Annotated in this window: 22 protein-coding genes; 10 read left to right on the top strand and 12 right to left on the bottom strand. The window is 70.3% G+C overall.

Features of this window, described 5'->3' with window-relative positions:
• Positions 1–69: 69 nt before the first annotated feature.
• Complete coding sequence (locus Sm713_RS16935; protein WP_212910438.1) at positions 70–1,425, bottom strand: HpcH/HpaI aldolase/citrate lyase family protein; 1,356 nt, start codon at positions 1,423–1,425, stop codon at positions 70–72.
• A gap of 213 nt (positions 1,426–1,638) precedes the next feature.
• On the opposite strand from Sm713_RS16935, the gene Sm713_RS16930 reads away from it, so the two are divergent.
• Positions 1,639–2,496 (top strand): TerD family protein, encoded by an 858-nt coding sequence (locus tag Sm713_RS16930; RefSeq protein ID WP_212910437.1) that lies wholly within the window; start codon positions 1,639–1,641, stop codon positions 2,494–2,496.
• A 132-nt stretch (positions 2,497–2,628) separates the two neighbouring features.
• Here Sm713_RS16930 and Sm713_RS16925 read toward each other — a convergent pair whose 3' ends face one another.
• The 6 genes from Sm713_RS16925 to Sm713_RS16900 all read right to left on the bottom strand — a co-directional run bounded on the left by Sm713_RS16925 (position 2,629) and on the right by Sm713_RS16900 (position 7,489).
• Positions 2,629–3,369, bottom strand: a complete 741-nt coding sequence (locus Sm713_RS16925) for a Tellurium resistance (RefSeq protein ID WP_212910436.1) — start codon at positions 3,367–3,369, stop codon at positions 2,629–2,631.
• A gap of 153 nt (positions 3,370–3,522) precedes the next feature.
• Positions 3,523–4,671: a DUF475 domain-containing protein gene (locus tag Sm713_RS16920; protein WP_212910435.1), complete on the bottom strand. Its 1,149-nt coding sequence runs from the start codon at positions 4,669–4,671 to the stop codon at positions 3,523–3,525.
• A gap of 70 nt (positions 4,672–4,741) precedes the next feature.
• Positions 4,742–5,317: a TerD family protein gene (locus Sm713_RS16915; protein WP_212910434.1), complete on the bottom strand. Its 576-nt coding sequence runs from the start codon at positions 5,315–5,317 to the stop codon at positions 4,742–4,744.
• A gap of 143 nt (positions 5,318–5,460) precedes the next feature.
• Positions 5,461–6,036 (bottom strand): TerD family protein, encoded by a 576-nt coding sequence (locus tag Sm713_RS16910; RefSeq protein WP_212910433.1) that lies wholly within the window; start codon positions 6,034–6,036, stop codon positions 5,461–5,463.
• Positions 6,037–6,149: 113 nt separating this feature from the next.
• On the bottom strand, positions 6,150–6,608 hold the full coding sequence (locus Sm713_RS16905; protein ID WP_212912064.1) for a peroxiredoxin: 459 nt from the start codon (positions 6,606–6,608) through the stop codon (positions 6,150–6,152).
• A 443-nt stretch (positions 6,609–7,051) separates the two neighbouring features.
• Positions 7,052–7,489 (bottom strand): DUF3052 domain-containing protein, encoded by a 438-nt coding sequence (locus tag Sm713_RS16900; RefSeq protein ID WP_212910432.1) that lies wholly within the window; start codon positions 7,487–7,489, stop codon positions 7,052–7,054.
• A gap of 656 nt (positions 7,490–8,145) precedes the next feature.
• Between Sm713_RS16900 and aceE the strand changes: the two genes are divergently transcribed.
• Positions 8,146–10,893 (top strand): pyruvate dehydrogenase (acetyl-transferring), homodimeric type, encoded by a 2,748-nt coding sequence (gene aceE, locus Sm713_RS16895; RefSeq protein ID WP_212910431.1) that lies wholly within the window; start codon positions 8,146–8,148, stop codon positions 10,891–10,893.
• A gap of 314 nt (positions 10,894–11,207) precedes the next feature.
• Here the strand turns inward: aceE and Sm713_RS16890 are convergent, their stop codons facing one another.
• Both Sm713_RS16890 and Sm713_RS16885 read right to left on the bottom strand, forming a co-directional pair.
• The gene (locus tag Sm713_RS16890; RefSeq protein ID WP_249416617.1) at positions 11,208–11,687 is read right to left on the bottom strand and encodes a peptidase inhibitor family I36 protein; all 480 of its coding nucleotides are present in this window, start codon (positions 11,685–11,687) and stop codon (positions 11,208–11,210) included.
• 350 nt (positions 11,688–12,037) lie between these two features.
• A complete protein-coding gene (locus Sm713_RS16885) occupies positions 12,038–13,660 on the bottom strand; it encodes an MFS transporter (RefSeq protein ID WP_212910430.1) in 1,623 nt (540 codons plus the stop codon).
• Between the two features lie 284 nt (positions 13,661–13,944).
• Between Sm713_RS16885 and Sm713_RS16880 the strand changes: the two genes are divergently transcribed.
• From Sm713_RS16880 to Sm713_RS16870, 3 genes are all read left to right on the top strand, one after another.
• The gene (locus Sm713_RS16880) at positions 13,945–14,598 is read left to right on the top strand and encodes a TetR/AcrR family transcriptional regulator (protein ID WP_212910429.1); all 654 of its coding nucleotides are present in this window, start codon (positions 13,945–13,947) and stop codon (positions 14,596–14,598) included.
• A gap of 358 nt (positions 14,599–14,956) precedes the next feature.
• Positions 14,957–16,168, top strand: coding sequence for an alpha/beta hydrolase (locus Sm713_RS16875; RefSeq protein WP_212910428.1), 1,212 nt, complete (start codon positions 14,957–14,959; stop codon positions 16,166–16,168).
• 75 nt (positions 16,169–16,243) lie between these two features.
• Positions 16,244–17,128, top strand: a complete 885-nt coding sequence (locus tag Sm713_RS16870; protein ID WP_212910427.1) for a DUF4429 domain-containing protein — start codon at positions 16,244–16,246, stop codon at positions 17,126–17,128.
• Between the two features lie 259 nt (positions 17,129–17,387).
• Here Sm713_RS16870 and Sm713_RS16865 read toward each other — a convergent pair whose 3' ends face one another.
• Together Sm713_RS16865 and Sm713_RS16860 are read right to left on the bottom strand one after the other, a co-directional pair.
• Positions 17,388–18,398, bottom strand: coding sequence for an aldo/keto reductase (locus tag Sm713_RS16865; protein ID WP_212910426.1), 1,011 nt, complete (start codon positions 18,396–18,398; stop codon positions 17,388–17,390).
• A 7-nt stretch (positions 18,399–18,405) separates the two neighbouring features.
• The gene (locus Sm713_RS16860) at positions 18,406–18,885 is read right to left on the bottom strand and encodes a MerR family transcriptional regulator (RefSeq protein WP_212910425.1); all 480 of its coding nucleotides are present in this window, start codon (positions 18,883–18,885) and stop codon (positions 18,406–18,408) included.
• A 130-nt stretch (positions 18,886–19,015) separates the two neighbouring features.
• Between Sm713_RS16860 and Sm713_RS16855 the strand changes: the two genes are divergently transcribed.
• Positions 19,016–19,534: a GNAT family N-acetyltransferase gene (locus tag Sm713_RS16855; protein WP_212910424.1), complete on the top strand. Its 519-nt coding sequence runs from the start codon at positions 19,016–19,018 to the stop codon at positions 19,532–19,534.
• A gap of 152 nt (positions 19,535–19,686) precedes the next feature.
• On the top strand, positions 19,687–20,505 hold the full coding sequence (locus tag Sm713_RS16850) for a serine hydrolase (protein ID WP_212910423.1): 819 nt from the start codon (positions 19,687–19,689) through the stop codon (positions 20,503–20,505).
• A 215-nt stretch (positions 20,506–20,720) separates the two neighbouring features.
• Here Sm713_RS16850 and Sm713_RS16845 read toward each other — a convergent pair whose 3' ends face one another.
• Entirely contained in the window at positions 20,721–21,380 is a 660-nt protein-coding gene (locus Sm713_RS16845; RefSeq protein ID WP_249416336.1) for a pirin family protein, read from the bottom strand.
• Positions 21,381–21,437: 57 nt separating this feature from the next.
• Between Sm713_RS16845 and Sm713_RS16840 the strand changes: the two genes are divergently transcribed.
• The 3 genes from Sm713_RS16840 (at position 21,438) to Sm713_RS16830 (ending at position 24,845) form a co-directional block, all read left to right on the top strand.
• Entirely contained in the window at positions 21,438–22,691 is a 1,254-nt protein-coding gene (locus Sm713_RS16840; protein WP_374195993.1) for a PucR family transcriptional regulator, read from the top strand.
• Positions 22,692–22,779: 88 nt separating this feature from the next.
• Positions 22,780–23,817: an ACP S-malonyltransferase gene (locus tag Sm713_RS16835; protein ID WP_212910422.1), complete on the top strand. Its 1,038-nt coding sequence runs from the start codon at positions 22,780–22,782 to the stop codon at positions 23,815–23,817.
• Between the two features lie 17 nt (positions 23,818–23,834).
• Entirely contained in the window at positions 23,835–24,845 is a 1,011-nt protein-coding gene (locus Sm713_RS16830) for a ketoacyl-ACP synthase III (RefSeq protein WP_212910421.1), read from the top strand.
• Positions 24,846–24,948 lie beyond the last annotated feature (103 nt).

Here is a 24,948-nt window from a genome sequence, read left to right as displayed (position 1 = left end):
CGAGCCGCACACCAAGACGCTCGGAGACCCACGTTCCCGACCACACCACGGTCTTCACAGTCCTCGTGTTCAGCCGGCGAGGCCGGCGGTGAGCAGTTCCACGAAACCGACGTTCTCCCTGGCCACGCCGAAGACCTCGGCGCGCTGGACGGTGCGCTCGGCCCAGGCGCGGTGCGGCTTCACCTCGTTCATCTTGTTGGTGTACGTCGACCGCAGGACGCCGCCGCCGTCCGGGCCGGAGCTCAGGATGTCCTGGGCGTCGCTGAACTCCTCGTGGCTGACGACCGACAGCGCGTGCACGGGCAGTACGTGGGAGGGGTGGATACAGGTCTTGCCGAGCAGGCCGTTGGCGCGGTCGAGTTCCACCTCACGGAGCAGGCCGTCCAGGTCGTGCTCGATGAGGGCGGTCCGCAGGTGTTCCGCACGGCCGATGAACGGGCTCTGGCGCAGCTGGGGCTTGAACATACGCTCCTGGAGGCGGAAGTACTCCCAGACGGGCCCGGTGACGGTGAAGCCGGTGCCGTCGGCGCGACCGAGGACGTTGACCACGTCGCCGATCACAGCGGCCACGATCTGTACGTCGTAGGCGGTCATGTCGGGCGAGCGGCGCAGGCCGTAGGCGGAGCAGAAGTCGGTGACGCCGAGCCGGAGGGCGAGGACGCGGTCACGGTATTTGTCGACGGTGCGGGCGATTCCGGTCAGGGTCTCGGTGCGGGTCTCCAGATGGAGAAGCTCGGGGGACTCCAGGACCGGCATGGCGAAGAGGCGGTGTTCGCTCATGGACTCCGCGGCCGACAACGCTTCCAGAAAGGGGACTCCGGTCTCCTCGGTGAATTTGGGCAGCACGAAACCGGAGAGCAGCCGCACGGCGGGACCGAGGCGGCCCACGAGATCGGGTATCTGCGACGGGGTGCGGACGCGGATGAAAAGCAGCGGGAGTCCCGTGTCCGGGGCTCCGCGGGCGGAACCCCCGGAATGGGTTGCCCGCATGGTCGCTACGCCGGCGGCCGAGGCTCCCGTACCCAGGGCCTCGGCGGCGGTGCGGCCGAGCTCCACGGCGGTGCCGGCGGAGTTTCGGGAACGCAGCGCGCTCGGGACCCGGCCGCGGTCGGCGTCGGCCCACGCCGCGTGATCAGCCTCCACCTGCGCCCAGAGCTGGATGAGCTGCCGGATCACGTTCTCCTCGGCGGCGTCGACCTCCGCATCGTCGATGGAGTCCTCCAGGCAGAGGACCATCGAGATCACGCCATGCCTCGTCTGCTTCAGGATGTCCTCGGCCAGCCTGGGGCGCGTGGCGGGGCTGTAGAGGGTGGCGCCAAGAGCCATGGACAGAAGGGGGGCCGGTGCGTCGGCAGTGAAATGGCACGGTTGCCGGTGAAAGAGATGCTCACGCATCTCGGGGGCAACGTGTCCGAAATGACGCATAGGTATTCCCCGCATCGCCAAGGTGTGTCGACGTAATGTGGCCGGTAATAGTACGTAGGGGGGCCCGCCAGGGTTCCCACATAGCATGAAAATCAGGTAACCCTGCCCTATCCCCCGGTCCACTGGGGGTTATGTGCCGGTGGGCCCGGGATCGTCCGGGCGTGCTTCGCCCCCGCGTTGTCGTCACCGGAACCGAGCAGGCAGGATGACCGTATGACACAGGCAATGCTGAAGGGGTCGAACGTTCCGCTGGAAGCCTCGGCGGTCCGTGCCGTGCTGCGTTGGTCGCCGGGGCGGAGCGTTCCGGATGTCGATGCCTCCGCATTGTTGCTGGGTTCGAACGGCAAGGTCGGATCCGACGAGGACTTCGTCTTCTACAACCAGCCCCGGCATCCGTCGGGCGCCGTCTGGCGGCTGGGCAAGAAGCGGGATGCCGAGGGGCTGACCGACACCATCCAGACCGACCTGACCGGTGTGGCCCCCGAGGTGAGCCGGGTTCTGATGGTGGCGTCCACGGACGACATCCCCTTCGAACATGTGGGAACCCTGCGGATAGTCATCTACGACGCCGCCTCGCCCGCCGGTGAGGCTCTGGCCCACTTCGACGTCAGGCCGGAGACGGGGTCGGAGACGGCGTTGATCTGCGGGGAGCTGTACCGCCGCGGGGACGCGTGGAAGTTCCGGGCGCTGGGCGAGGGGTACACCAACGGCCTGATAGGCCTGGCGACCGATTTCGGGATCTCCGTGGACGACGTGGAGACCGAGCCGGCCCCGGAGGCGGAGGAAGCATCGCCGGAGCCGGAGCCCGAGCCGACCGCGACCGTCACACCGTCGTCCGCCGCTCCGACCGAGGTGCAAGCGCAGCCGCAGCCGGGGTACGGCTACCCCCCGGCCGCGGCCACGCAGGCGGCCGCTCCCGCGTACGGATACCCGGGCCCGCCGGCCGCCGCGGCACCGACCCAGGCGGTGCCACCGGGGCCCCGGCCCGCGTACGGGTATCCGCAGCCGGTGGGCGGGCACGAGGGAGAGTTCACGTTGCCGCCGCAGGGCCCGCAGTTCCTGCACCGCTGACGGCCGGTCGCACGCGTCGGAGCCGGCGCAGCGCCCGCTCGTGCCGCCCTCGGCGGGAGGGCGGCAAGGCGACGGCAGGAGCTGCTCGCCGAAACCCGAGGTGAGCTACAGGCAGGGCGTTCCACGCTGGGCTCAGCGGCCGGTCTTGGACTTGTAGCCGCGGCCCCACTGGAGGCCCCAGCCGTAGAGCCGGTCGAGTTCGGCCTGGAAGCCGTAGACGAACCTCACCTCGCGGCGGACGGTCAGCTCGCCCTTGACGTTCTCCAAGGAGAAGACGGCGCAGGAGCGGGCCTGCGGCGCCCGTTCGTCGAGGCTGATCTCGATCCGCGGGCCGTTGCTCGGGTAGAGCGTCACCACGGCATGGGTGCGGTCGAAGGCCGGCGTCTGGTCGTAGATGTAGACGAAGACCAGGAGTCGCTTGAACTCGTCGCGGTGGTCGAGGTTGATGAAGATGGTCTCGCCGGAGCCGGAGCCGAAGCGGTCGTCGCCGCTGAGCTTGATGTAGGGCGGGGCGTTCAGCTCGCCGAAGAAGTTGCCGAGGGGCTGGACGACGCCCTTGGTGCCGTCGCTGAGTTCGTAGAGGCACCCGAGGTCGAGGTCCACGTTGACCATGCTCTCGGTGTGCGCCTGCACGACATCGGGCTTGAAGAGCTTGGACGGGTGCCGCAGCACGCCGCCGCGCTCGGGGGCGCCGATGTCCGACGTCCGCATGCGCCACGAGAGGTTGACCCGGAGGTTGCCGGTGGCCGCGCCCTGCTTGTTGAGCGACACCGCCCCATGGCGCTTGGTGAGTTCGATGGAGTTCGTCGCCGCGCTGCCCGAGTCGAACTGCGTCGCGCCGCTTCCGCGCCAGAGACCGTCCCAGAAGGACATACCGCACCCCAATGCCCTGAAATGATCCATGCGTGAACCCTGACTGGGGCGGCCATGGGCGGGTGCCTCATGGCCGCCTCGCAGAAAGCGTTCCTCGCTCCGTCCGCTGTCACACCGCCGGCGCCGTAGGAGTCGCTGCCGGCACGGGAGGAGTCAGACCCCGGACGACACTTCTGCCTTGTCACCCGAGGCCTCACCTTTTCCCTCGGCCGCCTCGATGGCGCGGTTACGGCGCACGGACGACCAGAAGGACCAGCCGATCAGCAACACCCCGGCCAGGCCCGTGATGACCTCGTTGATCTCGAACCGGATCGTCACCAGGAGGATCACGGCCAGGGCGCCGATCGCGTAGTGGGCGCCGTGTTCCAGGTAGACGTAGTCGTCGAGCGTTCCCTGGCGGACCAGGTAGACGGTCAGGGACCGTACGTACAGAGCGCCGATGCCGAGGCCGAGCGCCATCCAGACGATGTCGTTGGTGATGGCGAACGCGCCGATGACGCCGTCGAAGGAGAACGAGGCGTCGAGGACTTCCAGGTAGAGGAACATGAAGAAGGCGGCCTGGCCGGCCAGCTTCACGGCGTTCTTCCTGCCCCCCGAGCGTTCGGCTTCCTCCTCGGCCTCGGCCTCGCGTTCCTCCTCTTCTTCGAGCTGGGCCTCGAAGTGGCCGGAGAGACCCCCGACGATCATGTACGTGATCAGTCCGGCCACTCCGGAGATCAGTACGGTCTGGCCCTTGTCCACATGGACCCCGCCGTGCTGGTGGGCGTGGGCGGCGAAGGTCATGGAGGAGATCAGGAGCACGATGAGGGAGATGCAGACCGCGAGCATGTCGACCTTGCCGAGCCTCGCCAGGGGCCGCTCGATCCAGCGCAGCCACTGGATGTCCCGGTCCTCGAATATGAAGTCGAGGAAGATCATCAGCAGGAACATGCCACCGAAGGCGGCGATCGCCGGGTGGGCGTCGGTCACCAGTTGCTGGTAGCGGCTCTTGTCGGTGAAGGCGAGATTGACCGCGTCGACCGGGCTGAGCTTCGCCGTCACGGCGACGATCACCACGGGGAAGATCAGCCGCATGCCGAAGACCGCGATCAGCACGCCGATCGTGAGGAAGATCTTCTGCCAGAAGGCGTTCATCTTCTTCAGGACACCGGCGTTGACCACCGCGTTGTCGAACGAGAGCGAGATCTCCAGGACGGACAGGATCGCTACGATGCCGAAGGCTGTCCAGCCTCCGATGAGCACGGCCACGACCAGGCCGACCACGGTGATCGCGAACGACCACCCGAAGGTTTTCAGAAGCACTTGCTACCCAATCGTGAGGATCCCCCCGGACGGAGTCTGGGGGACGGGTTCCCCCGCGCCGTGGCCGGCTTTACGAAACGTTGACCCCGAAGTCTAGAGCGATCCCGCGCAGACCCGACGCGTACCCCTGGCCCACGGCGCGGAATTTCCACTCGCCCTGGTAGCGGTAGACCTCGCCGAAGATCATCGCGGTCTCGGAGGAGGCGTCCTCGGAGAGGTCGTAGCGGGCGAGTTCCTGTCCGTCGGCCTGGTTGACCACGCGGATGAAGGCGTTGCTGACCTGGCCGAAGGTCTGGCCGCGGTTGTCCGCCTCGTGGATGGAGACCGGGAACACGATCTTGTCGCAGGTTTCCGGGACCTTGGAGAGGTCGAGGAGGATGGACTCGTCGTCGCCCTCGCCCTCGCCGGTGAGGTTGTCACCGGTGTGCTCCACCGAGCCGTCCGGGCTCTTGAGGTTGTTGTAGAAAACGAACCACTCGTCGCCGAGGACCCGGCCGCCGCTGCACAGCAGCGCGCTGGCGTCCAGGTCGAAGGGGGCTCCGGTGGTGGAGCGTGCGTCCCAGCCGAGTCCGACCATCACCTGGGTGAGGTTGGGTGCGGCCTTGGACAGGGAGACATTGCCTCCCTTGGCGAGTGTGACGCCCATGATCGTGTCCTCCCCTGGTGTGGAACGGTGACCTCCGCGCGTCCGGCGCCGCACGTGCTGGCGCGGCGCCGGGCGGAGGGACTGCCGTCTGATTTTTCCGGGCGCCCTTGCCGCCAAACACACTGGCGGGGGCACCGAGGAGGTCAGACGTTGACGCCGAAGTCCTGCGCGATACCGCGCAGGCCCGAGGCGTAGCCCTGGCCGATCGCGCGGAATTTCCACTCGGCGCCGTGGCGGTAGAGCTCGCCGAAGACCATGGCGGTCTCGGTCGAGGCGTCCTCCGAGAGGTCGTACCGGGCGATCTCCTGCTGGTTGGCCTGGTTGACCACGCGGATGAAGGCGTTGCGCACCTGGCCGAACGACTGCTGGCGGTTGTCCGCGTCGTAGATCGACACCGGGAAGACGATCTTCTCGACGTCGGCCGGCACGCCGTTGAGGTTGACCTTGATCTGCTCGTCGTCACCCTCGCCCTCGCCGGTGAGGTTGTCACCGGTGTGCTCCACGGAGCCGTCCGGGCTCTTGAGGTTGTTGAAGAACACGAAGTTCTGGTCACTGCTGACCTTGCCCTCCGTGTTCGTCAGGATGGCGCTGGCGTCCAGGTCGAAGTCCGTACCCGTGGTGGTACGCACGTCCCAGCCCAGTCCGACCGTGACCGCGGTCAGGCCCGGCGCCTCCTTGGTCAGCGATACGTTGCCGCCCTTGCTGAGGCTGACTCCCACGAGTCCTCCCATTGGTCTCAGGGGCGGGGAAGCCCCGTAGTGCATTGGCATCGGATCAACGTGTGGATCCTAGTGACGGGTTCCCGGCATCCGCAGGCCTTGGCGGCGAAGCGTCACAGTGTGTCGAGTGCCTTGGTGTACTGGGTCAGGTCGCGGGCGTCCGGAATGGCGTTCACGATCGTCCAGCGGACGACTCCCGCCTTGTCGATGACGAAGGTGCCGCGCACCGCGCAGCCCTTCGCCTCGTCGAAGACCCCGTACGCACTGGCGACGGCTCCGTGCGGCCAGAAGTCGGCGAGCAGCGGGTAGGTCAGGCCCTCACGCTCGGCGAAGACGCGCTGGCTGAAGAAGGAGTCGACGGAGACGGCGAGCAGCTGGACGTCGTCGTTGACGAACTTCGGCAGCTCGTCGCGGAGGGCGCACAGCTCGCCGGTGCACACCCCGCTGAACGCGAACGGGTAGAAGAGCAGCACGACGTTCTTCTCCCCGCGGAAGTCCGAGATCCGCACGGTCTCGCCGTGCTGGTTCCTCAGCTCGAAATCCGGGGCCTCGGTGCCGACCTCGATCGCCATGGTCATGCTGTCCTTCCCTGCGGCGGTTGGGTGACGTCCACCCTACGCAGGGGGCTCGGCCGCGCGGCATGGAATCCGGGTGCGCCCACTCGGGGTGCGGCAGGATCCGGTCGGCCCGTCCCGTGAACGTGCCGACGCGGTGGACCCTGGCCGGATCGCCACGGGAAGGCGTCCGGACCATCCCGCAGGGTGTCCGGACCGGCGGTCCACCGTGGTGTCCGGCCCGGTTGTCCCACCGTGGTCCCCGGACCGGCTCTTCGGTGCCGCCCGGTGCGCCCGGACGCCCGGTGCGGCGCCGCCCCGCCACACGCCCGAGCGCGCTCACCAGCGGCGCCGGCCGCACCTTGCGGCCCGGCGTCCATGCCTGGGTGGGCCCATCAGGCCCGGTGGGGCGGCGCCGTGCCGCTGCCGCGCATCCCGCGGCGGGCCCCGGCGCCTGCCGGCTACCGCTTCTTGACCGCTGCCTTCGGCGTCACCAGACGGCTGCCGCTCCAGTCCTTGCCGGCGGCGACGCTCTTCGTCTGGGACAGGCCTGCTGTCTGCGCGGCCTCATTGATGTCACTCGGCTCGACGTAGCCCGTGCGGCCCGTCTTGGGAGTCATCAGCCAGACCGGGGAACCCTCGTCGATCAGCGTGGTGGCGTCGACCAGCGCGTCCGTCAGGTCGCCGTCGTCCTCCCGGAACCACAGCACCACGACATCGGCGACGTCGTCGTACTCCTCGTCGACGAGCTGGCTGCCGATGGTCTCCTCAATGGCCTCGCGGAGCTCCTGGTCGACGTCGTCGTCGAAGCCGATCTCCTGGACCACCTGCTCGGGCTGGAAACCCAGCCTTGCGGCAGGGTTGGTCCGCTCCTCCGCGTGGTCCGCGGTCGCGCTCACGGGTTGCCTCCTGATCATGTTCAGACAGTGTACGAAGCGTATTCCGGTATTTCAGCCACGCGCGTACGCGAAGCGTTGGCCGTAGTCCACACGGGCGGGACCGATCGCGCAAGTACCCGGCCGTGGAGACCGCCGAAACGGTGACGTTCCGGGGCGCCTCGACGCAACTCCACGCACCTCACCACGGTAGTCGCTGGAAGCCCCGTACCGATACACCCGATATGCCGGTCCTGGTCTACTCCGTGAGACATCATCTGTCGAACATTCTTCCGAACGCGAGAGGTCCCAGGTGTATGAATGCCGTGAAGCGGACGCGACCCCCATTGCGCGCAGGGCGCCGGCGCCCCCACGGCGGGACCCGCCGACAGGCTTCGGACAGCAGCGGTGACCGGCCCCGACACGGCGGAACGAATCGTTCAGTACGGGCGGCGCGGGCCCGCCGGCCACCTCGGCGCGCCGGGAACCATGGGTTACCCGTCGGTAGAGATGACGTGCCAGCCCCCTAGGTACACGATGGACTGCGGCGCACACCAGCGGAATACCAGCACAGACGGCCCGGACGGCGCCCCGGACCAACGGCGCCCGGGGCCGGTACGGCGCCCCGGACCAACGTTCTCGAACTGAACCGAACAGCGTCTCGAAAGCGAAGGAACAGCGTGGCTTCCGGATCCGATCGCAATCCGATCATCATTGGCGGTCTGCCCAGCCAGGTCCCGGACTTCGACCCCGAGGAGACCCAGGAGTGGCTCGACTCCCTGGACGCCGCCGTCGACGAGCGGGGCCGTGAACGCGCCCGCTATCTCATGCTGCGCCTGATGGAGCGCGCACGCGAGCGGCATGTGGCCGTCCCAGAGATGCGCAGCTCGGACTATGTGAACACGATCGCCACCAAGGACGAGCCGTTCTTCCCCGGCAACGAGGAGATCGAACGCAAGGTCCTCAACGCGACGCGCTGGAACGCGGCCGTCATGGTCTCGCGTGCCCAGCGCCCCGGCATCGGGGTGGGCGGCCACATCGCCACCTTCGCCTCGTCCGCCTCGATGTACGACGTGGGCTTCAACCACTTCTTCCGGGGCAAGGACGACGGAAAGGGCGGTGACCAGGTCTTCTTCCAGGGGCACGCCTCGCCGGGCATCTACGCGCGCGCGTACCTGCTGGACCGCCTCACCGAGGACCAGCTCGACGGCTTCCGCCAGGAGAAGTCGAAGGCCCCCAACGGCCTGTCCAGCTATCCGCACCCGCGGCTGATGCCGGACTTCTGGGAGTTCCCGACCGTGTCCATGGGCCTCGGCCCGCTCGGCGCGATCTTCCAGGCCCGGATGAACCGCTACATGCACGCCCGCGGAATCGCCGACACCTCCGACTCCCACGTCTGGGCCTTCCTCGGCGACGGCGAGATGGACGAGCCGGAGTCGCTGGGTCAGCTCTCGATCGCGGCGCGTGAGAGCCTGGACAACCTGACCTTCGTGGTCAACTGCAACCTCCAGCGGCTCGACGGCCCCGTGCGCGGCAACGGGAAGATCATCCAGGAGCTGGAGTCGCAGTTCCGGGGCGCCGGCTGGAACGTGATCAAGCTGGTCTGGGACCGCTCCTGGGACCCGCTGCTGGCGCAGGACCGCGACGGCATCCTCGTCAACAGGCTGAACAACACCCCGGACGGGCAGTTCCAGACGTACGCGACGGAGACCGGCGCCTACATCCGCCGGCACTTCTTCGGCGACGACCAGCGGCTGCGCGCCATGGTCGAGAACATGACCGACGACCAGATCCTCCACCTCGGGCGCGGCGGCCACGACCACCGGAAGATCTACGCGGCGTTCTCGGCGGCCAAGGCGCACAAGGGGCAGCCGACGGTGATCCTGGCGCAGACCGTCAAGGGCTGGACGCTCGGCCCGAACTTCGAGGGCCGCAACGCCACCCACCAGATGAAGAAGCTGACGGTCGACGACCTGAAGGGGTTCCGCGACCGGCTGCACCTGCCGATCAGCGACCAGCGGCTCCAGGAGGGCCCGCCGCCGTACTACCACCCGGGCCGGGACTCCGAGGAGATCCAGTACATGCACGACCGCCGCAAGGCGCTCGGCGGCTACGTGCCGACCCGGATCGTGCGGTCCAAGCCCCTCGCGCTGCCGGGCGACAAGGCCTACGCGAGCGTGAAGAAGGGCTCCGGGCACCAGGCCATCGCCACCACCATGGCCTTCGTCCGGCTGCTCAAGGACCTCATGCGGGACAAGGAGATCGGCAAGCGCTTCGTACTGATCGCGCCGGACGAGTACCGCACCTTCGGCATGGACTCGTTCTTCCCGAGCGCGAAGATCTACAACCCGCAGGGCCAGCAGTACGAATCGGTCGACCGTGAGCTGCTGCTCGCCTACAAGGAGTCCCCGACCGGTCAGATGCTGCACGACGGGATCTCGGAGGCGGGCTGCACGGCCTCGCTGATCGCCGCGGGCTCGGCGTACGCCACGCACGGCGAGCCGCTGATCCCGGTCTACGTCTTCTACTCCATGTTCGGTTTCCAGCGCACCGGCGACCAGTTCTGGCAGATGTCCGACCAGATGGCCCGGGGATTCGTTCTGGGTGCGACTGCCGGCCGAACGACTCTGACCGGTGAGGGTCTGCAGCACGCCGACGGCCACTCGCAGCTGCTGGCCTCCACCAACCCGGCCTGTGTCGCCTACGACCCGGCGTACGGCTATGAGATCGCGCACATCGTCCAGGACGGCCTGCGGCGGATGTACGGCGGCTCGGACGAGCACCCGCACGGCGAGGACGTCTTCTACTACCTGACCGTGTACAACGAGCCGATCCAGCACCCCGCCGAGCCGGACGACGTCGACGTGGAGGGCATCGTCAAGGGCATCCACCGGCTCAGTGCGGGCGACGCGGGCAGCATCCCCGCGCAGATCATGGCGTCCGGGGTGGCCATGCCGTGGGCGCTTCAGGCGCAGCGGATCCTCGCCGCGGACTGGGATGTCAGGGCGGACGTCTGGTCGGCGACGTCCTGGAACGAACTGCGCCGCGAGGCCGTCGAGGTGGAGCGGCACAATCTGCTCCGCCCCGACGAGGAGCAGGCGGTGCCGTACGTCACCCGGAAGCTCCAGGACGCGCAGGGCCCGTTCGTAGCGGTGTCCGACTGGATGCGGTCCGTACCCGACCAGATCGCCCGCTGGGTACCGGGCCGCTACCAGTCGCTGGGAGCCGACGGCTTCGGCTTCGCGGACACCCGGGGTGCGGCCCGCCGCTTCTTCCACATCGACGCTCAGTCGATCGTCGTGGCGGTCCTCTCCGAACTGGCCGCGGAGGGGAGGGTCGACCGGTCCCTGCTCCAGAAGGCCATCGACCGATACGAGCTGCTGGACGCGGCCGCGGCGGATCCCGGGGCGGCCGGGGGCGACGCGTAGCCCCTGCGGGGACTTGGCCGATTCGGTAAGGACCCGGCCGGACCGGCATGCGCATGAGGAAGGGCGGCGAAGCCTCTGTTTCGCCGCCCTTCTCCATGGATCCTGCCCTGGGCCGGCCCGTGCGGGCCGCACCATGATCACGGGCGCCGCGCGATCCTGCCCGCTCCGTCACCTCGTCCGGTCACATGAACGGGGGTGTCAGCGCGCGGTGCCACGCCCGTCATCACCTCTCCCCGGCGGGCGGGAGCCGACGCCGGCACGCAGTCGGTGCCTGCGCTCCGCCCCGTCCGGGGTTGTCATGCGCGTACCCCGCTTCACCTCTCCCAGACCTTGAAGGCCCGGACGAGGTACGGGGACTCGGGCGTCCAGGTCCCGTCCCCGGGGTAGGTCTCGAACTCCCCCGTCTCCGCGCACTCTTCGGACTGGTAGGTGGTGACAGGCCGTCCGGTCCGGTTGGCCAGCGACTGGGCCGTGCCTGACTTGGGCAGCGGGACACAGCTCTCGATGGGGATCCCGGACAGCTCGTAGACCTGCCGGGCGCCCTCGAACTGGGGCTTCTTCCACAGGCAGAGCTGGCCCGTGCCGCACTGCCCTCCCGCCGGTGCTCCGGAGACTCCGGTGACTTCGGAGACTCCAGTGACTTCGGAGACTCCAGTGACTTCGGCCGCACCGGATCCCGCGGCGCCGGTGGCGCCGGCCGGCACGGAGAGCGCCGGCAGTCCCAGTACGGCCAGCGCGGACGCCCCCGCCGCCGCGGCCAGCACGGCCCGTCGCCTCCGCTGCGTAGCGTGCATCCAGCGCACCCAGGACGCCCAACGCGCCCAAGACCGCGTCCCCTGCTTCATCTCGTTCATCTGAACTCCCCCGTGTCGTACTGATCACTCCGCACCCTGACGGGCAACCGGCGTACGGCGGAAGGGATTCGGGGCACACGCCACCCTGATAGGGGAAAACCGCGGCCTGTGCCCCGCGAGGTGGGCGTGCGTCCCCGGCAGTGGGGACGCACCCCCGGTCTGACGAGCCGTTCGCGGCCGTGGCCGGGCCGGACAACCCCGACCCGGACCGGACCGGCCCAGACGGGACCCGGACCAGCCCAGGCCTGAACGGCCCGGACCGGCCCTGACCGTCCCTGCGGGCCGTCCGCTCAGATGTGGCCCGCGCCCATGCCCGCCTCGGCGTTGGCGCCGCGCTTGGTGAGCATGGCGACCAGGGCGGCGATCACGGCGACGACTCCGGCGACCGTGAAGGCGAGCCCCATGCCCGAGATGAAGGTGTCGTGGATCACGCCGGTGATCTTCGTCAGGAACTCCGGCGTCACGCCCTTCGCGGCCGCGACCTGCTTGGGCACGATGCCGACCGTGGCCGCCTGCTCCAGGCCCGGAGGCGGGGCGGCCGGCAGGCCGGCGGCCTTCCAGTTGCCCGCGAGGTCCCCGCTGACCTTGTTCGACATCACGGCGCCGAGGACAGCCGTGCCCAGGCTTCCGCCGACCTGCATCGCGGCCTGCTGGAGGCCGCCCGCGACACCGGAGAGCTCCAGGGGCGCGTTGCCGACGATGACCTCGGTGGCGCCCACCATCACGGGAGCGAGGCCGAGGCCGAGCAGCGCGAACCAGAGCGACATCGCCGCCGTGCCCGTGGTGTTCGACAGGGTGGTCATGCCGAACATGGCGGCGGCGGTGCAGACCATGCCGCCGACGAGCGGGACCCGGGGACCGAGCTTGGTGATGAGGAAGCCCGCGAGGGGCGACGACACGATCATCATGCCCGTCAGCGGCAGCAGGCGCGTGCCGCTCTCCACCGGGCTCATGCCGTGCACGTTCTGGAGATAGAAGGTGACGAAGAACAGGCCGCCCAGGAAGGCGAAGGCCATCAGCACCATGAGGACCGTGCCCGCGGAGAGCGGGATGGAGCGGAACATGCCCAGCGGGATGAGGGGCTCGGCGACCCTGGTCTCCCAGACGGCGAACAGCGCGAAGAGCACCACGGCGGCGGCCAGGAACGACAGGGTCTTGCCGCTGCCCCAGCCCCAGGTGTCCCCGGCCTTGATGAGGGCCCAGATGAGCGCGAACATCCCGCCCGACAGCAGCACGATGCCCGGCACGTCGAAGGAGCGCGGGGCGTTCTGCGCGCGGTGGTCCTTGAGGATGATCAGGCCGAGGATGAGGGCGAGGGCGCCCACCGGGACGTTGATGAAGAAGACGGACTGCCAGCTCACGTGCTCGACGAGCACGCCGCCGAGGATCGGGCCGCCGGCGGTGGAGGCGCCGATGACCATGCCCCAGATGCCGATGGCCATGTTCAGCTTCTCGGCCGGGAAGGTGGCCCGCAGCAGGCCGAGCGCGGCCGGCATCAGCAGCGCGCCGAACAGGCCCTGGAGCACGCGGAACGCGACCACCAGGCCGACGCTGCCGGACAGGCCGATGGCCCCGGACGCGAGCGCGAAGCCGGCCACGCCTATCAGGAAGGTCTGGCGGTGGCCGAAGCGGTCGCCCAGCTTGCCGGCCGTGATGAGCGAGACGGCCAGGGCGAGGAGGTAGCCGTTGGTGATCCACTGGACGTCGGCCAGAGAGGCGTCGAGGTCGTCCTGGATGGCCGGGTTGGCAATGGCCACGATGGTGCCGTCCAGGGCCACCATCATCACGCCGATCGCGACGGAGAACAGGGTCAGCCAAGGGTGGCCGCGCAGCCCCTTGGGCCGGGGCGGTACGGACGCGGCCGGCGCCTTCTCGGCGGGGTCCGTCGTCTCGACGGTGGTCTGACTAGTCATGGTCGGAGGCTAATGTCAGACGCTGACAGTTGACAAACCGATTCACAAGTCGGTAACTGTCACGTAGCTCACACGCAAGCCGGCCGGACGGACGCCGGCCGCATCCTGCGGATGGAAGCCGGTGACGGCGGCCGGGCCAGGGCCGGTCACGCGACCAGCGGAGGCGGACCGTACCGACCTGTCGATGCGGGTATACCGGACCGCGGGGACGCGGGTCTGCCCACCGGCCGAACATCCGGCATCCGGAACCCAAGCCGCACATGAAACCGGAACCGAAGCCCCACATGAATGAAACCCACGGCGTGACGGCGCCCCACCCGGGACTGCGCGAACGCAAGAAACAGCGCACCCGCGAAGCCCTGCTGCACGCCGCACTCGAACTGTTCGTCTCCCAGGGGTACGAGCGCACCACCGTGGACGAGATCGCCGACGGCGTCGACGTCTCGCAGCGCACCTTCTTCCGCTACTTCGCGGGCAAGGAGGACGCCGCCTTCGCCGTCCAGGACATGGTGGAGGCCCACTTCGTCACCGCGGTGGGCGAGCGGCCCGCGCACGAGGCCCCGCTGGAGGCCATGCGGCGCGCCCTGCTCGACTCGTGGGACACCATCGGCGAGGCCATCGAGGCCACCGTCCCGGTGGAGCTGTACATGCGCACGTACCAGTTGATCGAGTCGACGCCGGCCCTGCTCGCCGCGCACCTGCGCCGCTGCATCGTCCTGGAGGAGCGGCTCGCGCGGGTGATCGCGGACCGCGAGGGCCTGGACGTGGACGCCGACCCGCGCCCGCGGGTCGCGGTCGCCGCGTTCAGCGGCGTGATGCGGGTCACGGGCCGCCTCTGGGGGGCGGGCGGGGACACCAGCATCTGCTCCATCCGGACGCTGATGGAGTCGTACCTCGCGCACGTGGGGCCGGCCCTGGCCGGCACCTGGCGGGACTGATCCCGACCGGGACTGATCTCGACCCTGGCTCCGGCGCGCGGGGCCGGCTCGCGCTCCGGACGGCCACGACACGCCGGCGCCGACGCCGGCGCACCCGACGGCCATCCGGCGCCCGGCCGGCACGCGGCAGCGCCCGGCAGCACCCGGCCGCCCTGCGGCAGCGCCCAGCCGTCACGCGGCGGTGCCTCAGCCGGGACGCGCCGCAGCTCGGACGGTGTCCACCCGGGTCAGAAAACCCTACACACCGTGATCACATGACAGCACTTGCGTCCGCTTTTGGACCAATTACGACGCCGAACTCGTGAAGTCTCTCACCCGTTGCATGGCATTCAGCTCCAGTCTCCTAGGGTGTCCCGCAGTGACTTCCTTCGACTCCTCTCCCCAACTCAACGCATGGCGCGCGCTCCTCGCACTGGCCGTCGTGTTCATCATGCTGGCCACCACCGGGTGGACCGCCGTGCACCAGCACCGGGCAGCCGCCTCGCCGGTCGACTCCGACCGGACCGCCTGGAGCAGGGGGTCGATCGCAGGAGCGCACTTGCCCGACCCCACCGGGCCACCCGCCGACCTGGCACGCTTCTTCGCCTCGCTCACCACGCAGCAGCGCGGCCGGCTCGCCGCCCGCTACCCCTTCGCCGTCGGCAACATGAACGGCGCGCCGGTGACCCTGCGCTACACCGCCAACCGCAACGCCATCGAGGCCTCCCGCAAGGTCGAGCAGAGCCGCATGCACGACAGCCGCCTCTCCCCGGACGGGCAGCACGACGCCACGCGCCGGATGCAGCGGTACGAGTCGCTGCTGGCGCCCGGCCGCCAGGTGCTCGCCTTCGACCCGGCGGGCCCGGGGCGCGTCGCCGAGGTGAAGGGAGACCTCTCCACCGCCCAGCGGGTGTCGGTCGTGGTGCCGGGCGTCGACACCGACGTCCTCACCTTCCAGCGCGAGGACCACACGTGGACCGCACCGCTCGGCATGGCCACCTCGCTCTACGACGCCGAGCGGAACGCCGCTCCCCGCACCCGTACCGCCGTGATCGCCTGGGCCGACTACACCGCTCCCAGCGGCCTCGGCGTGGACGCGGCCACCGCGAGGCTCGCCGAGGAGGGCGCGATCAGGCTCAACGCCCTGCTCGACGCGCTGCCGGGTCACGGGGCCCTGGTGCTGTACTGCCACAGCTACGGGTCCGTGCTGTGCGGGGTGGCCGCCCGCCGCATGCCGGAGCGGGTCACCGACATCGCCGTCTCCGGCAGTCCGGGCATGCGGGCGTCGCGCGCCTCGAAGCTCGGCACCGACGCCCGGATCTGGGCCATGCGGGACGGCAACGACTGGATCAGGGACGTACCGAACCTGGAGGTGGGCGGCCTCGGGCACGGCGCCGACCCGATGTCCTCGGCCTTCGGGGCACGGATCCTGTCCGCGGCCGGCGCGCGGGGGCACGCCGGCTACTTCGAACCCGGCACCGAGAGCCTGGAGAACTTCGCCGAGATCGGCATTGGCGCATATCGCGCGGTGCGCTGCGCCCATCAGGTTGTGACCTGCCGGACCGGTTTGCCTGGCACGGTAACGGCCTGACGCGCGTAGAAGGAGAGAAACACAGGCACGCCGAGGGAGGGGACGCGGAAGCGTGTGCCGCATACGATGAGTCGTATGGGTGATGTACTGGCCGGTTTTCACGCCACGTGGGAGTTCGAGTCCGACTCCGTGCTCATCCGCTTCGAGCGGGGGATTCGCTCACCGAAGCTGTTCCAGGCACTCGGCGAGCGCCGCATCCCCCATGAGGCGATCTCGGCGGTCAACGTGGCCCCGGGCAAGCGCGGCACCGTGGTGCTGCACGCCGTGCCGCGGGCGGGCGCCGATCCGCTGATGGAGGCCGCCGCCGGTCAGCTCAAGGACGGCAGCGACCCCTACCGCCTGGTGCTGCCGGCGGACCGGGAGACGCTCGCCGACTACTACGCCGACGAGCTGCGGCCTCTGGTCTCCGGTGGGCGGGAAGAGGCCCCCGAGCGCTACCTGGTGGCGGCGCCCGAGGGCCCGATGCAGTTCAAGGCGTACGACGGGAAGGCGGCGTTCGACGGCAAGGCCGTCTCGTTCCGGTGGTTCTGGACGGGCGCGTCGTCCGCGAAGTGGAAGGCCGGCGACCAGAGCTTTCCGGTGTCGGACCTGGCCGGGGTGGAGTGGCGCTCCCCCGAGCTCTTCGAGGGGCACCTGCGGCTGGTGCGCCGCGATCCGCCGGGGGCCGCCGGGGTGCAGGCCGACCAGGATCCGGCCGCGGTCGTCTTCGGGCTCGGATACGGTCCGGTCCACGAGTCTCTGCCGTTCGCGGCGGCGGTGCTCGGGGCGCTGCGCTCCGCGCCCTCCTCGTCCTCCGGGGCGTCCGCGAATGGGCTGGCGCAGGCGGCGGGTGGTTCCGGGCGGCGGGATCCCGCCGATATCGCCGAGCGCATTCGTCACCTTGGCGAGTTGCACGAGGCGGGGCTCGTCACGGATGAGGAGTTCAGCACGAAGAAGGCGCAGTTGCTCGCCGAGTTGTAGGCGGTTGGCCGGTGCGGGGTTTGCTCGGGGCCCTTGGGGCTCGTTTCCGGCTTTCCGCCGGCGGGGTTCTGCGCAGTTCCCCGCGCCCCTGAGCAGCCAGGCCCTTGCGGGCCCGTTTCCGGCCCCCCCGGCGGGGAGTTTTGCGCAGTTCCCCCGCGCCCTGAGCAGAGCAGCCAGCCCCTTGCCGTCTCGTTGGCGGCCGCCGGGCCGGCGAGGGTACGTGCGGTCCCGTGGGCCTTCTCCGTGCTTCTCGTCCTCGTTACTCGCGGCCCACCGACGTGAAGTTCATGTCGGTGTAGCGGTCGCCCGCTACCTGTGCGGCGATCGGCTCCAGCACGGTCAGGTCCTCGTCGGTGAGGACGATGTCGGTGGCGGCCGTGTTCTCCTCCACGCGGGTGCGCTTGCGGGTGCCCGGGATCGGGACGACCGGCAGGCCGTGCACCGCGGCCCGCTGCTGTACCCAGGCCAGGGCGACCTGTCCGAGTGTCGCGCCGTGTGCCTCGGCCACGGTGCGCACGGGGGACAGCAGGAGGGCGTTGGTCGCGGCGTTGTCGCCGGTGAAGCGGGGCTGCTGGCGGCGGAAGTCGTCCTCGCCGAGTTCCGAGTCGGCGCTGACGAAGGAACCGGTGAGGAAGCCCCGGCCGAGGGGCGAGTACGGCACGAGGGTGACGCCCAGGTCGGCGGCGGCGGGCACCACGCCGGCCTCGATGTCGCGGCTGAACAGCGACCACTCCGACTGAACCGCGGCGATCGGGTGGACGGCGTGTGCCTCGCGCAGCTCGGGCCCGGTCACCTCGCTCAGACCGAGTTGGCGGACCTTGCCGGCCTGTACCAGCTCGGCCATCGTCCCGACGCAGTCCTCCAGCGGCACGCTCACGTCGCGGCGGTGCATGTAGTACAGGTCGATCGCATCGACGTCCAGACGCCGGAGGCTGGCGTCGACGCAGCTGCGTATGTACGCGGGGTCGTTCCTGATGACGCGCTTGAACGGGGTCGCCGGGTCGCTGCTGATGCCGAACTTGGTGGCGATCACCACGTCGTCCCGGTGGGCCTTGACGAAGGGGGCTATGAACTTCTCGTTCTCACCGTGGCCGTAGGCGTCGGCCGTGTCGTAGAGCGTGACGCCGAGTTCGAGGGCGCGTTCCAGGGTGGCGCGCGCCTCGTCGCCGTCGGTCGGGCCGTATGCCCAGCTCATGCCCATGCAGCCGAGTCCCTGGACGCCCACCTGGGGTCCGCCGGTGCCCAGCTGCGCCGTTGCGATCGGGGTCATCCGCCGCTCACGCCCTTTCCGGACACGAGTCCGTGTCCGCGTAGATGTTGATCTTGAAGTCGAGCACCGCCAGGGTGTCCTGGAGCTCCGCGATCCGGGCCAGCACGTCCCGGCGGGTCGTCTCCAGCAGCTCCCGGCGTTCCGGGTAGGTCTGGTCGCCCTGCCGCACCAGCTCGGCGTAACGGACCATGTCCGCCACGGACATGCCGGTCAGCCGGAGCTTGCCGACCAGTTCGAGCCAGTCCAGGTCGCGGTTGGAGTAGCGGCGCTGGCCCGTGTGCGAGCGGTCCACATGGGGCATCAGCCCGATGCGCTCGTACCAGCGGAGCGTGTGGGCCGTCAGCCCGGTGAACGTGACCACCTCGCTGATCGTGTACTGGTCCTGCCCGTCGGGGCGCGGGTGGAGGTCGGTCATGGTGGCACGGACGGCCGCTGCCTTCCGTTCGGCGAGCCCGGCCGGTGCGTGCGTGGTCTCCGTCACCGTCATGCCCCACACGCTAGGACCTTGGAGTGCACTCGAAGCAAGGGCGTCCTGATGCCCCGGGAGCGCGTAACGCCCGTCGGCGGTGCGGAAATCGGGACGACGGCGCCGGGTGCCGCTGGGTAGCGTGCCCGCCATGACCCACCCGAGCCCCGCCCTGAACCACTCGACCACGGTGCGCCCCGCCGCTCCCGAGGACGCCGAGGAACTGGTCAGGCTGCGGAAGATCATGCTCGATGCGCTGAGGCCGAGCGATGACGTCACGTGGCAGCCCTTCGCCGTGGCCGACCTGCGCTCGCGGCTGGCGGAGCCGGACGGGGACCTCGCGGTCTTCGTCGTGGACCGTCCGGACGGCGCCCGCGCCCGCGCCGGCGGCGCCCCCGCGCTCGCGGCGTGCGCGGCGGGCACGGTGGAGCGCCGGCTCGCCGGGCCCGGCAACCCGCTCGGCCTGAGCGGGCACGTCTTCAACGTCGCCACGGATCCCGGCATGCGCCGCCGCGGCTACTCACGGGCCTGCATGACGGCGCTGCTCGCCTGGTACCGCGAGCGCGGCGTGCCCCGGATCGACCTGCACGCGTCGGTTGACGGCGAGCCCCTGTACGCGTCGCTGGGCTTCGTCCGCCATCGCGAACCGGCGATGCGGCTGAGTTACTGAGGCAGTTGCCGAGGTACGGATGACCTGGTGAGGCACGGGGCGGGGGCGGCGGAGCCGCACGCGCTCCCAGCACGCCTCCGAGTCCGGTTCGCCGGAGGCGGTGGCGCCCCCGGGCGCGGGCGGTGACGCCGCCGCTCGCTACCCTCGGGCACATGCAGAGCCTGGCAGAGATCGAGAACTGGCCGGTCCCGGCCGCCGCCGCGGCCGTCGTCCGCGCGGACGGCACGCTCGCCGGGGCGCACGGCCCGACCGACCGCCGCTTCCCGCTGGCCTCGGTCACCAAGCCGCTCGCGGCCTACGCCGTGCTCGTCGCCTACGAGGAGGGCGCGCTCGACCTGGACGAGCCGGCCGGACCCGAGGGCTCGACGGTGCGGCACCTGCTCGCGCACACCAGCGGGCTCGCCTTCGACGAGCACCGCGTCACGTCCCCGCCCGGCACCCGCAGGCTCTACTCGAACGCCGGCTTCGAGGTGCTGGGCGAGCATGTGGCCAAGGTCACCGGCATCCCGTTCGCCGAGTACCTGCGCCAAGCGGTGCTCGCACCGCTCGGGATGGCGGGGACGGCGCTCGAAGGCGCCGGGTCGCCCGCGAGGGACGGCGTGTCGTGCGTGGACGACCTGGTGCGGTTCGCGGCCGAGTTGCAGGCACCCCGGCTGCTCGACCCGCGGACGGTGGCGGAGGCGATGACGGTGCAGTACCCGGGGACGAAGGGGGTGCTTCCGGGGTACGGGCACCAGAGTCCCAACGACTGGGGGCTCGGGTTCGAGATCCGGGGCCGTAAGGAGCCGCACTGGACCGGGGCGACGTCGTCGCCGCGGACGTTCGGACATTTCGGGCAATCTGGGACGTTTCTTTGGGTGGATCCGGATGCGGGGGTGGGGTGCGCCGTGTTGACCGATCGGGATTTCGGGCCGTGGGCGGTGGGGGTGTGGCCGGGGTTCACGGATGGGGTGCTGCGCGAGCTCGGCTAGGGGTTCTGCCCTCAATCGCCGGGCAGGCTCCTTCTCCCGTTCCTTGCGGCTTCGTCTTCGGCGTTCCCCGGTGGGGGTTTTTGCGCAGTTCCCCGCGCCCCTGATCAGCCAGGCCCTTGCTGCATCATCTTCGGCGCCCCACCGGCGGGGGTCTTCGCGCAGTTCCCCGCGCCCCCGATCAGCCGGCCCCAGCCCTTGCGCCTCCCCCTTGAGGGTTACTGCATCTCCCAGATCAGGACTTCCGCGCCCTCGGCTTCCTGGGCCGATGCCGCCATCCCTCGGCCTCCCGTGATGCGGGCCGCGTCGCCGGGGCCCAGGGTCTCGTCGGCGATGCGTATGCCGCCTCGTACTACGTGCACGTAGACATGTGGTGCATCGGGTACTGCCGTGCGCCCCCCGGCGTGCAGGCGGCGTACGTGGAGCATCGCGCCTGCCGCGGGCAGGGCGTACGGGGTGGCGTCGGCGATGCCGTGGACCAGCTGGTAGCCGGGCTCGCCGCCGGGGCGTAGCGGGGCCAGCCACATCTGGACGAAGACCAGCGGGGCGGAGGACGCGTTGCGCTCCACGTGCCGGATGCCGGCGCCCGCGCTCAGGTGCTGTACGTCCCCCGGACGGACGACCCCGGCGTGACCGGCGGAGTCGTGGTGCGTCAGCTCGCCCTCGACGACCCAGGTCACGATCTCCGTATGGCTGTGCGGGTGCTCGTCGAAGCCCGCGCCCGGCGCGAGGCGCTCCTCGTTGCACGCGATGACGGCGCCGAAGCGGAGATTCTCGGGGTCGTAGTGCGGCCCGAAGGAGAAGGCGTGCAGGGATTCGATTCCTGCGGCGCGATCTCCGCCACGGTGTCGTGTACCGGCGCGCCTCACATCCATCACGCCTCCACGTTAGACCCGGCACCGGACAGGACCGTACCGATAAGGCACTCTTGTGCCGTGCCAGAACGCGAAGCCAGCAAGAGGGAACCCGCCCCGCCCGCCCAGCGGAGCCCGGGCGGCCGGCCCGGCGCGCCGGCACCGGAGCCCCAGGCCCATGGGCACGCGGCGACACTGAAGCGCCTTGAGAAGTCGTCCGGCAACCTCGCCGCGCAGGCGATCGCGCGGATGGACGAGACGCTGCCCTGGTACCGGGCGATGCCACCGGAGAACCGTTCCTGGATCGGCCTCGTCGCGCAGGCCGGCATCGCCGCCTTCACGGAGTGGTTCCGGCACCCGGACGCTCCGCAGGCCATCTCCACCGACGTCTTCGGGACCGCGCCACGCGAGCTGACCCGGGCGATCACGCTCAGGCAGACCGTGGAGATGGTGCGCACCACGATCGAGGTGATGGAGTCCGCGATCGAGGAGGTCGCCGCCCCCGGCGACGAGTCGGCGCTGCGCGAGGCACTGCTCGTGTACGCCCGGGAAATCGCCTTCGCCACGGCACAGGTGTACGCGCAGGCCGCCGAGGCGCGCGGCGCGTGGGACGCCCGCCTGGAGTCGCTGGTGGTCAACGCGGTGCTGTCCGGCGAGGCCGACGAGGGTGCCGTGTCGCGGGCCGCCGCACTCGGCTGGAACTCCCCCGAGCACGTCTGCGTGGTGCTGGGCACGGCGCCGAACGGCGACAGCGAGCTGACCGTGGAGGCCATCCGGCGCGCCGCGCGGCACGCCAAGCTCCAGGTGCTGACGGGCGTGCTGGGCGACCGGCTCGTCGTGATCGCAGGCGGCGACGACAACCCGCTGGCCGTGGCGAAGGGCCTGATCGGGCCGTTCGCGCCGGGCCCCGTGGTGGCCGGCCCCGTGGTCCCCGACCTGCTGGCCGCCACCCGCTCGGCGCGCGCCGCCGCCGCGGGACTGCGGGCCTGCTCGGCGTGGCAGGACGCACCGCGGCCGGTGTTGGCGGATGATCTCCTTCCGGAGCGCGCGATCGCGGGCGACCCGTCGGCTCGCGAACAACTGGTGGAGGAGATCTACAGACCGCTTGAGGAGGCGGGCTCGGCACTTCTGGAGACGCTGAGTGTCTATCTGGAGCAGGCGAGCAGCCTGGAGGGTGCCGCCCGCATGCTCTTCGTGCATCCGAACACCGTGCGCTACCGGCTCCGACGTGTGACTGACGTCACCGGTTGGTCGCCCTCGGATGTACGCTCCGCATTCACTCTGCGGATCGCGCTGATCCTGGGGCGCCTGGCCGACGCCGACACGCAGCTCTAGGTTTTGTCGGAGGGCTACAATTCCCCCTCTGGTTATTCGTCCCTGTCCCCACGGGCGGGCAGCACCATCCACAAGAGAGAGTGGGAGAGTGCTCGTACTCGTCGCTCCCGGTCAAGGCGCACAGACGCCTGGTTTTCTGACTCCCTGGCTCGATCTGCCCGGTTCCGCGGAATCCCTCGCCGCGTGGTCCGACGCGATCGGCCTCGACCTCGTCCACTACGGGACGAAGGCCGACGCCGACGCGATCCGGGACACCGCCGTGGCCCAGCCGCTGCTGGTGGCCGCGGGCCTGCTGTCGGCAGGCGCGCTCGCCGACGTCCTGGCGCTGGGCCCCGACGCCCCGGGTGCCGCGGCGTCCGGCCGGGTTGCCCCCGGAGCCGTGGCGGGCCACAGCGTGGGCGAGATCACCGCCGCGGTGTTCGCCAATGTGCTGGAGTCCACAGCGGCGCTGCGCCTGGTGCGCGAGCGGGGGCTCGCGATGGCGGAGGCGGCCGCGGTCACCGAGACGGGCATGTCCGCCCTGCTCGGCGGGGAGCCGGAGGACGTGCTGCCCGCGCTGGAGAAGCTCGGGCTCACCGCGGCGAACGTGAACGGCTCCGGCCAGATCGTGGCGGCCGGCACCGCGGACGAGCTCGCCGCTCTGGCGGCGGACAAGCCGGAGGGGGTGCGCCGCGTGGTACCGCTGAAGGTCGCGGGCGCCTTCCACACCCGGCACATGGCACCGGCGGTGGCCCGGCTCGCGGCGGCCACCGAGACCCTGACGCCGGCCGACCCCGCCCTCAGGTACGTCTCCAACAAGGACGGGCAGGTCGTCGAAAGCGGCGCCGCTGTCGTGGAGCGCCTGGTCGGGCAGGTCGCGAACTCCGTTCGCTGGGACCTCTGCATGGAGACGTTCCGCAACCTCGGGGTGACCGCGCTGGTGGAGGTGTGCCCCGGCGGCACGCTGACCGGGCTGGCCAAGCGCGAGCTGCGCGGTGTGCAGATGGTGGCGCTGAAGACACCCGACGACCTCGACAAGGCCCGCGCGCTGGTGCGCGCGAGCATGGCGCCGTCGTCCGCCTCGGACGACGCGCCCGGCGCCGGCGACTCGTCGGCAACGAACCCGGCCGTCGACACGACGGCCTGACAAGGAGCCCGAGAGCCATGCCGAAGATCAAGTCGAGCAAGGGCGCCCCGTACGCGCGCATCATGGGCGTCGGCGGGTACCGGCCGACCAGGGTGGTGCCCAACGAAGTGATCCTGGAGACGATCGACTCGTCCGACGAATGGATCCGCTCCCGCTCCGGCATCGCCACCCGGCACTGGGCGAGCGACGAGGAGACGGTCAGCGCGATGGCGCTGGAGGCGTCGGGCAAGGCGATCGCGGACGCGGGCATCGCTCCGGAGCAGATCGGCGCCGTGGTGGTCTCCACCGTCTCGCACTTCAAGCAGACCCCCGCGGTCGCCACCGAGATCGCGGACAGGCTGGGCACCGACAAGGCCGCCGCCTTCGACATCTCCGCCGGCTGCGCCGGGTTCGGCTACGGGATCACGCTGGCCAAAGGCATGATCGTGGAGGGCTCCGCCGAGTACGTGCTCGTCATAGGAGTCGAGCGCCTGTCGGACCTGACGGACCTGCACGACCGCAAGACCGCCTTCCTGTTCGGCGACGGCGCGGGGGCCGCCGTGGTGGGTCCCTCCAAGGAGGCCGCCATCGGCCCGACGGTCTGGGGCTCGGAGGGCGACAAGTCCGAGACCATCAAGCAGACGGTGCCATGGACCGACTACCGCGAAGGCTCGCCCGACCGGCCGGAGAAGTTCCCGGCCATCACCCAGGAGGGCCAGGCGGTCTTCCGCTGGGCGGTCTTCGAGATGGCCAAGGTCGCCCAGCAGGCGCTGGACGCGGCCGGCATCAGCGCCGAAGAACTGGACGTCTTCATCCCGCACCAGGCCAACATGCGGATCATCGACTCGATGGTGAAGACTCTGAAGCTGCCGGAGTCTGTCACGGTCGCCCGTGACGTGGAGACCACCGGCAACACCTCGGCCGCCTCGATCCCGCTCGCCATGGAGCGGCTGCTGGCGACCGGCGAGGCGAAGAGCGGCGACACCGCGCTCGTCATCGGCTTCGGGGCGGGTCTCGCGTACGCCGCCACGGTGGTTACCCTCCCCTAGGCACCTTTGTGGATCTTCCGTGGCACATCGCCTCGGAAACGTCCGCACCTCTCCGTCCGGGCCCCCTCCGGACGGAAGCTGCCCCACCCCCCGTTATGGATAC

This window comes from Streptomyces sp. TS71-3 (assembly GCF_018327685.1).
Taxonomy (GTDB): domain Bacteria; phylum Actinomycetota; class Actinomycetes; order Streptomycetales; family Streptomycetaceae; genus Streptomyces.
Note: the sequence above shows the minus strand (reverse complement) of the source record. Positions and strands in the feature narration are given on the sequence as shown.